9 protein-coding genes and 1 pseudogene are annotated in these 9,092 nt (G+C 58.3%); 5 read left to right on the top strand and 5 right to left on the bottom strand.

Annotated elements, in window-relative coordinates:
• Positions 1 to 751 (bottom strand): glycine betaine ABC transporter substrate-binding protein (locus D8V06_RS14045; protein WP_130931152.1); only part of this gene is annotated, 751 nt, incomplete at its 3' end.
• Positions 752 to 1,052: 301 nt separating this feature from the next.
• Here D8V06_RS14045 and D8V06_RS14035 point away from each other — a divergent pair.
• Positions 1,053 to 2,648, top strand: a complete 1,596-nt coding sequence (locus tag D8V06_RS14035) for a beta (1-6) glucans synthase (RefSeq protein ID WP_130931151.1) — start codon at positions 1,053 to 1,055, stop codon at positions 2,646 to 2,648.
• Between the two features lie 121 nt (positions 2,649 to 2,769).
• On the opposite strand, the gene D8V06_RS14030 is transcribed toward D8V06_RS14035, so the two are convergent.
• Complete coding sequence (locus D8V06_RS14030) at positions 2,770 to 3,138, bottom strand: hypothetical protein (protein WP_056852970.1); 369 nt, start codon at positions 3,136 to 3,138, stop codon at positions 2,770 to 2,772.
• A gap of 223 nt (positions 3,139 to 3,361) precedes the next feature.
• On the opposite strand from D8V06_RS14030, the gene D8V06_RS14025 reads away from it, so the two are divergent.
• A complete protein-coding gene (locus D8V06_RS14025; RefSeq protein WP_056852971.1) occupies positions 3,362 to 4,660 on the top strand; it encodes a serine/threonine protein kinase in 1,299 nt (432 codons plus the stop codon).
• Entirely contained in the window at positions 4,653 to 5,441 is a 789-nt protein-coding gene (locus tag D8V06_RS14020) for a VacJ family lipoprotein (RefSeq protein ID WP_056852972.1), read from the top strand. The genes D8V06_RS14025 and D8V06_RS14020 overlap by 8 nt, the downstream gene beginning before the upstream one ends.
• A 113-nt stretch (positions 5,442 to 5,554) precedes the next feature.
• On the opposite strand, the gene D8V06_RS14015 is transcribed toward D8V06_RS14020, so the two are convergent.
• Positions 5,555 to 6,469 carry a DUF808 domain-containing protein gene (locus tag D8V06_RS14015; protein WP_130931150.1) on the bottom strand — a complete coding sequence of 305 codons (915 nt, stop codon included), beginning with the start codon at positions 6,467 to 6,469 and terminating at the stop codon, positions 5,555 to 5,557.
• Between the two features lie 133 nt (positions 6,470 to 6,602).
• Here D8V06_RS14015 and D8V06_RS14010 point away from each other — a divergent pair, with 133 nt between their 5' ends.
• The gene (locus tag D8V06_RS14010) at positions 6,603 to 7,208 is read left to right on the top strand and encodes a TetR/AcrR family transcriptional regulator (protein ID WP_056852974.1); all 606 of its coding nucleotides are present in this window, start codon (positions 6,603 to 6,605) and stop codon (positions 7,206 to 7,208) included.
• Positions 7,209 to 7,334: 126 nt separating this feature from the next.
• Here D8V06_RS14010 and D8V06_RS14005 read toward each other — a convergent pair.
• A pseudogene (locus D8V06_RS14005) lies at positions 7,335 to 7,791 on the bottom strand (transposase).
• Between the two features lie 209 nt (positions 7,792 to 8,000).
• Positions 8,001 to 8,441, bottom strand: a complete 441-nt coding sequence (locus tag D8V06_RS14000; RefSeq protein WP_056852976.1) for a heme-binding protein — start codon at positions 8,439 to 8,441, stop codon at positions 8,001 to 8,003.
• 268 nt (positions 8,442 to 8,709) lie between these two features.
• Here D8V06_RS14000 and D8V06_RS13995 point away from each other — a divergent pair.
• Positions 8,710 to 9,092: thiamine pyrophosphate-binding protein (locus D8V06_RS13995; protein WP_277751299.1), on the top strand; the 383-nt coding region annotated here is incomplete at its 3' end.

Raw genomic sequence — 9,092 nt, 5'->3', positions numbered from 1 at the left:
CGATTTCGTCTTTCGAAGCCCACTGGAAGTTTTTCAGGAACTTGGCCACTTCCGGCGCCTTGGTTGCCAGCTCTTTGCTACCGATGCTGTTCACGGTTTCAGCCGCGCCATACACGCCTTTCGGGTCTTCGAGGAAACGCAATTTCCACTTGGCGAACATCCAGTGCGGTACCCAACCGGTCACGGCAATGGATTCGTTCTTCTTTTCGGCACGGGTCAGTTCGGCAATCATGCCCGCGCCGGAACTGGCCTTGAGCTGGTAACCGGTCAGGTCGTAGTCCTTGATGGCCTGCTCGGTTTTAAGCATCACGCCTGAACCGGCGTCGATGCCGACGATGCGTTTTTTGAAGCTGTCGTCGGTCTTCAGGTCTTCCAGTGACTTGGCCTTGACGTATTCCGGCACGATCAAGCCGATTTTTGCGTCCTTGAAGTTCGGACCGTAGTCGACCACCTGATCCTTGTTCTTGGCCCAGTAATCGCCGTGGGTCACCGGCAACCAGGCCGAGAGCATGGCGTCGAGTTTGCCGGTGGCTACACCCTGCCACATGATCCCGGTCGCGACGGCTTGCAGCTTCACGTCATATCCGAGTTTCTGCTTGATGACTTCAGCAGCTACGTGAGTCGTCGCGACGCTGTCGGACCAGCCGTCAACGTAACCGATGCTCAGGGTCTTGCTCTCGGCATTGGCGAATGTGGAACCCATCGCAAGTACCAGTGCGGCACCTGCACCTAAAAGTCGTCGCATCTTCATCGTTACTTCCCCGAAAGTGCTGCGCTCGACGGGTGCCGAGTCGCGTCAACGTATTGTTCTGGTGCACAGCGCCCCCATCACGCTTCACCGCAAACCCGTTCAATCATCAGCGCGTTTATCAACGAGGGTACTGACGCCTCCGATAATCAACCTGACGCTATAAGCGACCTGCTCTGCCAGCGACCTCAAGGCATCGAGAAACGACATCAGAACGCCATTAATCCTGAGGGCGACAAACGCCCCGGACAATCCGCCCGAACTTTGCATGTCAAAATCATGCGAGCCACCAAGCACAGTACAAATGCAGGTAACATGCGCCGCTTTGCTCCCAGACGGCCTGATCATGCCCGCGACATCTCGCTTTCCTTTTTTTGCTTATCTGTTCGCCTGCCTGCTGGGGCTTTTTGCCCTTTGTGGTTTCTGGTACGGCATTGGTAAACCGGTGACCCTGCCGGATGTCGCCAGCGCCACGCACAAACTGCAATGCGCCTCCTACACCCCGTTCGACAAAGACCAATCGCCGTTCGACGTACCGTTCAACCTGCGCCCGGAGCGCATGGACGCCGACCTCGCGCTGCTGTCCAAAAGCTTCGAATGCATCCGCACCTACTCCATGACCGGGCTCGAAGCCCTGCCCGACCTCGCACGTAAACACGGCTTGAAGTTGATGATCGGCGCCTGGGTCAACAGCAACACGGTGGATACCGAAAAAGAAGTCGACCTGCTGATTGCGTCGGCCAACGCCAACGCCGACGTGGTGACTGCTGTGATCGTCGGCAACGAAACCCTGCTGCGCAAAGAAGTCACCGGGGCACAACTGACCCGGCTGATCACCAAGGTCAAAAGCCAGGTCAAGCAACCCGTCACCTATGCCGACGTCTGGGAGTTTTGGCTCAAGCATCCGGAAATCGCGCCGGCCGTGGATTTCCTGACCATCCACTTGTTGCCGTACTGGGAAGACGATCCTTCGAACATCGATGCCGCACTGCAACAGGTCGCCGAAGTGCGTCAGGTGTTCGGCAACAAGTTCGCACCCAAGGACGTGATGATTGGCGAAACCGGCTGGCCCAGCGAAGGCCGTCAGCGCGAAACCGCCCTGCCGAGCCGGGTCAATGAAGCGAAATTCATTCGCGGTTTTGTCACCATGGCCGAGCAGCACGGCTGGCACTACAACCTGATCGAAGCCTTCGACCAGCCATGGAAACGCGCCAGTGAAGGCGCCGTGGGTGGCTACTGGGGGCTGTTCGATGCCGATCGGCAGGACAAAGGCGTGCTGGCCGGTCCGGTGTCGAACGTACCGTACTGGTCGCAGTGGCTGGTTGTGGGCGGCCTGATCTTTGTCGGGACGCTTGTGCTGGGCGGCCGCGTCCGCAGCACCCGCGCAGCGCTGGTCCTGCCTTTGTTTGCGGCATTGGCTGCGTGCTCCATCGGCGTGTGGGGCGACCTCGCCCGCGTGACTACCCGTTTCACCAGCGAGTGGTTGTGGGTGGCATTGCTGACTGCGTTGAACCTGTTGGTGCTGGTGCACGCCGCCCTGACGCTGAGTCCTCGTACAGGATGGCGAGCACAGGCGTTCAACGCACTTGAGCGTCGCTCAGGCTGGCTGGTTGCGGTGATCGGCTTTGCAGCGGCGGTGAGCATGCTGGAGCTGGTATTTGACCCGCGCTACCGCAGCTTCCCGAGCGTCGCGTTCATCGTGCCGGCACTGGTGTATCTGTGCCGTCCGGTGAGCGTGCCGCGCCGGGAAATCGCGTTGCTGACCTTCATCATCGGAGCGGGCATTGCGCCGCAGTTGTTCCGGGAAGGTCTGCAGAATCAGCAGGCTTGGGGCTGGGCGTTGGTGAGTGGGTTGATGGTGGCGGCGTTGTGGCGCTGCTTGCGCGTTCGCAAGGTTTAACCCTAATCAAATTTACGGCCCTCATCGCGGGCAAGCCCGCTCCCACAAGGATCGTTGTCGTTCACAATTGCGTGTTCGCCGATGAACCTGTGGGAGCGGGCTTGCCCGCGATGGCTGACAGTCAAGCGCTACGGGTTTCTCTGACCAACCGCAACCCCGCAATCACCACCGCAAACACCGCCAGCGTCGTGTTGTACAAGGCCAGAGCCGGAAAACCCAATGCCAGCGCCAATACCGCCAGCCACCACCCTGCCCGTCCCGGCACGACAAAGCCGATGATGGCAGCGGCCAGTGCGCCATAGCCCAGAATCTTGAAGTGAATCATCAGGCCCAGGTTCGAGCGAACCTGACATTCCCAGCGGCTCGCCTCATCCACGCAGAGGCCGACCCACTGTGCATCTTCCATAAAGCCATAACGCGCGCCATAACTGGCGGCCAGCCATAGAGGCAGCACAATGAGCAGCAGGATCACGGGCAGACGGCGGGACATGAAACACTCCAATCAACGAAAACGGCGGTCAGCTTAATCTCCCGACGGTCTTTCGCAAGCGCTAACAACAGTTAACTGGCCTTTCAATCGCTGCAAAGTGTATCGTCGAGCTACTATTACTCCGAATTAAGCCTGTTTGGTGCCGATGCGTGGCACTTTGGCGCAAATCCAGTGGTCATAGCCTGCGAACTTCATTCGGCACCTTCCTCTAAGGGATCTAGTCATGCTCCGTTCCTTGCGCTTCGCCGCCCTGTTTGGCGGCCTTATCTTGAGTGCGTCCGCACTGGCGGTCGACATCGACGCCGCCAGTTATGGCTATCCCCTGACTAACCCGTTCGAGGCAACCATTGCCACGACGCCACCGGATTTGCGTCCCGAACTGCCGCTTGACGACGACATCAATCAGTCGGATCGCAGCATCACCTTGCGCCCTGAGCGTGCGTTCGAACTGCCGGACAATTTTTGGGCAGTGAAGAAACTCACCTATCGCATCGCCACCCAGGATAAAGCGGCACCGCTGATTTTCCTGATCGCCGGCACGGGCGCGCGCTACGACAGCAGCCTCAACGAATACCTGAAAAAGCTCTACTACAAAGCCGGTTACCACGTGGTGCAATTGTCGTCGCCCACCAGTTTCGACTTCATGAGCGCCGCGTCCCGCTTCGCGACCCCGGGCATCACCAAGGAAGATGCCGAAGACATGTACCGGGTGATGCAATCCGTGCGGGCGCAGAACCCTAACGTACCGGTAACCGATTTCTACCTGACCGGTTACAGCCTCGGCGCATTGGATGCAGCCTTCGTCGCGCATCTGGACGAAACCCGCCGCAGCTTCAATTTCAAGAAGGTGCTGCTGCTCAACCCGCCGGTCAACCTCTACACCTCGATCACCAATCTCGACAAACTGGTACAGACCGAGGTCAAGGGCATCAACAACACCACTACCTTCTATGAGCTGGTACTGAACAAGTTGACCCGCTACTTCCAACAAAAGGGCTACATCGACCTCAACGATGCCCTGCTCTACGACTTCCAGCAGTCCAAGCAGCACCTCACCAACGAACAGATGGCCATGCTGATCGGTACCTCGTTCCGCTTCTCGGCGGCCGATATCGCCTTTACCTCGGACCTGATCAACCGCCGCGGCCTGATCACTCCCCCGAAAACACCGATTACAGAAGGCACCAGTCTCACCCCGTACCTCAAGCGTGCATTGCAGTGTGATTTCGACTGCTACATCACTGAACAGGTGATCCCGATGTGGCGTGCGCGCACCGACGGTGGCAGCCTGCTGCAACTGATCGACCAGGTGAGCTTGTACGCACTGAAGGATTACCTGCGCGACAGCCCGAAAATTGCCGTCATGCACAACGCTGACGACGTGATCCTCGGCCCGGGTGACCTCGGGTTCCTGCGCCAGACGTTCGGCGATCGCTTGACCGTTTACCCGCTGGGCGGCCATTGCGGCAACCTTAACTACCGCGTCAACAGCGACGCCATGCTGGAGTTCTTCCGTGGCTAAATATCTCCTGCTTATCGCTGCGTTACTCTGTGCAGGCGTTGCCAATGCCGACAACAGCAAAGCCAATGCTCCAGTCGTTGTCGACAGTGACGGTTTCAAGGAGCCGTTGAGCAAACTCAAATTCAACCCGGGGCTGGATCAGCGTGAGTTCGAACGTTCGACGCTCAGCGCACTGAACGTCTATGACCCGCTGGAAGAATGGAACCGTCGCGTTTACCACTTCAACTACCGGTTCGACCAATGGGTGTTCCTGCCGGTGGTCGATGGCTATCGCTACATCACGCCGAGCTTTTTGCGTACCGGCGTCAGCAACTTCTTCAATAACCTGGGCGACGTGCCAAACCTGTTGAACAGCCTGTTGCAGTTCAAGGGCCAGCGCTCCATGGAGATCACCGGTCGGCTGCTGCTCAACACCACCATTGGTATTGCCGGCCTGTGGGACCCGGCCACCGCCATGGGCCTGCCACGCCAGAGCGAGGACTTCGGCCAGACGCTGGGCTTCTATGGTGTTCCGGGCGGCGCCTACTTCGTACTGCCGATACTTGGCCCGTCGAACCTGCGTGACACTGGCGGCTTGTTGGTCGATTACAGCGCCGAGAACGCAATCAACTTCCTCAACGTTGCCGAAGTCAGCTCCAATCATCCGGAAGTCTGGGTCCTGCGTGGCGTCGACAAGCGCTATCAGACCAGCTTCCGCTATGGCCAGCTGAACTCGCCGTTCGAGTACGAGAAGGTGCGTTACGTGTACACCGAGTCGCGCAAACTGCAGATAGCCGAGTAATTCGGCGGCAACAAAAAAGGCCATTCGATTCCAGTCGAATGGCCTTTTTCATTTTGCGCGGCATACATCGCCAAGATCGCAGCCTGTAGGATCTATCGCAGGCTGCGTTATTTTCAGCCTCTCGCAACTTTCCAGATTTTGCTGATAGCCATCACCCCAAGCAACACCACCGCCCCAGCCACAATTCCCGCGACCGCATTGAGCAACGTTGGCACGATAAACCCGGCACCGCCCGCCGCTGCGCTGACACTTTCGATCCAGTGATGCACCACCGGCACGCCGTGGGTCAGGATGCCGCCACCCACCAGGAACATCGCCGCCGTGCCGATCACCGACAGGCTTTTCATCATGTACGGCGCCGCGCGCAGAATTGCCCCACCAATGCTTCTGGCCACCTGCCCCGACTTCTGGGTCAGCCACAGGCCCAAGTCGTCGAGCTTGACGATGCCAGCCACCAGCCCGTATACGCCGACAGTCATGACAATGGCGATGCCCGAGAGCACGACGATTTGCTGGGTCAGCGCCGAGTCAGCGACAACGCCAAGGGTAATGGCAATGATTTCTGCGGAAAGGATGAAATCGGTACGAATCGCGCCTTTGATCTTGTCCTTCTCGAACGCCACCAGGTCCACCGCCGGGTCCGCTACCGCCTCGACCAGTTCAGCATGTTCAGCCTGATCTTCGGCTTTGCTGTGCAAGAACTTGTGCGCAAGTTTCTCGAAGCCTTCGAAACACAGATAAGCGCCACCGACCATCAACAATGGCGTGACCAGCCATGGGATGAACGCGCTGATGGCAATTGCCGACGGCACCAGAATCAGCTTGTTGATGAACGAGCCCTTGGCTACCGCCCACACCACCGGAATTTCCCGTTCGGCACGCACACCGCTGACCTGCTGGGCATTGAGCGCCAGATCATCACCCAGCACGCCGGCCGTCTTCTTGGCGGCCATTTTGGTCATCAGGGCCACGTCATCCAGCACCGCAGCAATGTCGTCGATCAGCAACAGCAAACTGCTTCCTGCCATGAATCGGTTTCCTTCTTCAGTAAATGCGGTGCAGCATAGCGTGGCCGAGCGCCGCATGGTGCATTCTTGAGCGCCGCCGAACGCCGGTGCTACCATGCGCAACCGCCAGAACAGGCAAGGAACCCCCTGGTTTATGAGCACCATCCGCGAGCGCAACAAACAACTGATCCTGCGTGCCGCCAGTGAAGAATTTGCCGACAAGGGCTTCGCAGCGACCAAAACCAGCGATATCGCAGCCAAGGCGGGATTGCCCAAGCCCAACGTCTACTACTACTTCAAATCCAAGGAAAACCTCTACCGCGAGGTCCTGGAAAGTATCATCGAACCGATCCTTCAAGCCTCGACGCCATTCAACCCCGACGGCGTGCCCAGCGAAGTGCTGAGCGGCTACATTCGCTCGAAAATCCGCATCTCCCGCGACCTGCCTTTCGCCTCCAAGGTGTTTGCCAGCGAAATCATGCACGGCGCACCGCACCTGAGCACCGACCTGGTGGAACAGCTCAACAGCCAGGCCAAGCACAACATCGAGTGCATCCAGAGCTGGATCGACCGCGGCCAGATCGCCCCGATCGACCCCAACCACCTGATGTTCAGTATCTGGGCTGCGACCCAGACCTACGCCGACTTCGACTGGCAAATCACCGCCATCACCGGCAAGGCCAAGCTCGACGAAGAGGATTACGAAGCGGCTGCGCAGACGATTATTCGGTTGGTGCTCAAAGGCTGCGAGCCGGATTGATAGTCCGTGGTGGCCCATCGCTGGCAAGCCAGCTCCCACAGTTTTTTGTGTTGCACCCAATCTTGTGAACGACACACTTCTCTGTGGGAGCTGGCTTGCCAGCGATGAAGGCGACTCGATATTGACTCAAACCCAGACGGCGTCCCACAGCGGGTAATCACCAATTCTCGACCAGACCAGCCCGCAAGGGGTTGGCCACTACATAGCGCGCCATCTTCACCAGATCATCTTCCCGCCTTAACGCACGGTCGTGAAAGCCCTGCTGCCAAAGCGGCCCGTTCCTGTTACTGAAAAAATTCACCTCTCGAGTAACAAGCGACTTTGTCTCGCGCATTAGTCTGCGCAGTGAGGAGTTTTCCAGTTCGACCAGCCAATGAAAATGGTCTGGCATGACCACCCAGGCCAGTGATTTTGCCAATCCCAGATTCTGTGCCCGGCGAAATTGATGAACCACCAATCTGCCCAAAAAGAAGTCAGTAAAAATCGGCTCTCGATCCAGCGTGTTGGTCGTCAGCAAATAGATTCGACTGGGCTCGGCATAGCGGCCTGTTCGCAGACGGTTTGATGCGGGGAAATCAGGCATTCCGTTGCCTCTCTCATGATGAACTCATGAAAAGGCTAGACCGGGAAACTCTGAGCGGTAACACACACTTTTAGCTGGATGTGTCTGGCAGATTGCAATCGCTGGCAAGCCAGCTCCCACAGGTCTGATGGTGTCCGCAAAATATGTGAACACCCCAATCCTTGTGGGAGCTGGCTTGCCAGCGATGACGCTGGTTCAGTCGCCAAAGATCAAGCCACAACCCCCGCATCCGCCCTCAACCCCAACGCCTCGATCGCAGTGATCGCACACTGCTCATCCACATCCGACAGATCCCCGCTGATCCCCACCGCCCCAAGCACGTTCCCGTCCTGATTCCGAATCAGCACACCTCCGGGTGCCGGCACCACACTGCCCTGGCCCAGGCTGTTCAACGCGGCGATGAAGGCCGGGCGCTGTTGCGCGTCCAGTGCCAACAGGCGTGAGCCCTTGCCCAGGGCGATGGCGCCCCAGGCTTTGCCGATGGCGACCTGCGGGCGCAGCAGGCTGGCGCCGTCTTCGCGTTGCAGGGTGATCAGGTGTCCGCCAGCGTCCAGCACGGCGATGGTCAAGGGCGCTGCGCAGATTGCACGCCCTGCGGTGATGGCCTCGTTGACCAGGTTGACTGCGACTTTCAAGGTTAAAGCGCTCATGGTGCCGTCCTCATTTTGTTTTTCGGAAAGCCGTGGGACTGCGCCGTTGTGCCGCAGTCCGATGCCACAAATAGAACACAATGAATTATTTTTTTGTATACAATAATTATCGAAAAGCGCCACATGCGACGAAAAGCCACAGTAGAACGGGCTTCCGACGAATGAAACGAGCGCTTGAGAAAATGGATTGACCTGCGCCGTCCGCCGTGAATACACTCTGCGCAAAGCCACTTGTATACAATTACAAAACGTAAAGAGGCACAAAACCATGAGCAAAATGAGAGCAATCGAAGCCGCCGTTCTGGTGATGCGCCGTGAAGGGGTTGATACCGCTTTTGGCATCCCGGGTGCTGCCATCAACCCGCTGTACTCCGCCCTGCAAAAGGTCGGCGGCATCGATCACGTACTCGCTCGCCACGTTGAAGGCGCCTCGCACATGGCCGAGGGTTACACCCGCACCAAGGCCGGCAACATCGGCGTGTGCATCGGTACTTCCGGCCCTGCCGGCACCGACATGGTCACCGGGCTCTACAGCGCCTCGGCCGACTCGATTCCAATCCTCTGCATCACCGGGCAAGCACCCCGCGCCCGTATGCACAAGGAAGACTTCCAGGCTGTCGACATCACCAGCATCGTCAAGCCAGTGACCAA

Source organism: Pseudomonas sp. Sample_24 (genome assembly GCF_004307605.1).
In the GTDB taxonomy this organism is placed as follows: domain Bacteria; phylum Pseudomonadota; class Gammaproteobacteria; order Pseudomonadales; family Pseudomonadaceae; genus Aquipseudomonas.
This window is presented reverse-complemented; position numbering and strand designations above follow the sequence as displayed.

Coding starts and splice junctions, on each gene's coding strand:
- D8V06_RS14035 (WP_130931151.1), top strand. CDS start 1,053: ATGCAGGTAACATGCGCCGCTTTGCTCCCAGACGGCCTGATCATGCCC.
- D8V06_RS14030 (WP_056852970.1), bottom strand. CDS start 3,138: ATGTCCCGCCGTCTGCCCGTGATCCTGCTGCTCATTGTGCTGCCTCTA.
- D8V06_RS14025 (WP_056852971.1), top strand. CDS start 3,362: ATGCTCCGTTCCTTGCGCTTCGCCGCCCTGTTTGGCGGCCTTATCTTG.
- D8V06_RS14015 (WP_130931150.1), bottom strand. CDS start 6,469: ATGGCAGGAAGCAGTTTGCTGTTGCTGATCGACGACATTGCTGCGGTG.
- D8V06_RS14010 (WP_056852974.1), top strand. CDS start 6,603: ATGAGCACCATCCGCGAGCGCAACAAACAACTGATCCTGCGTGCCGCC.
- D8V06_RS14000 (WP_056852976.1), bottom strand. CDS start 8,441: ATGAGCGCTTTAACCTTGAAAGTCGCAGTCAACCTGGTCAACGAGGCC.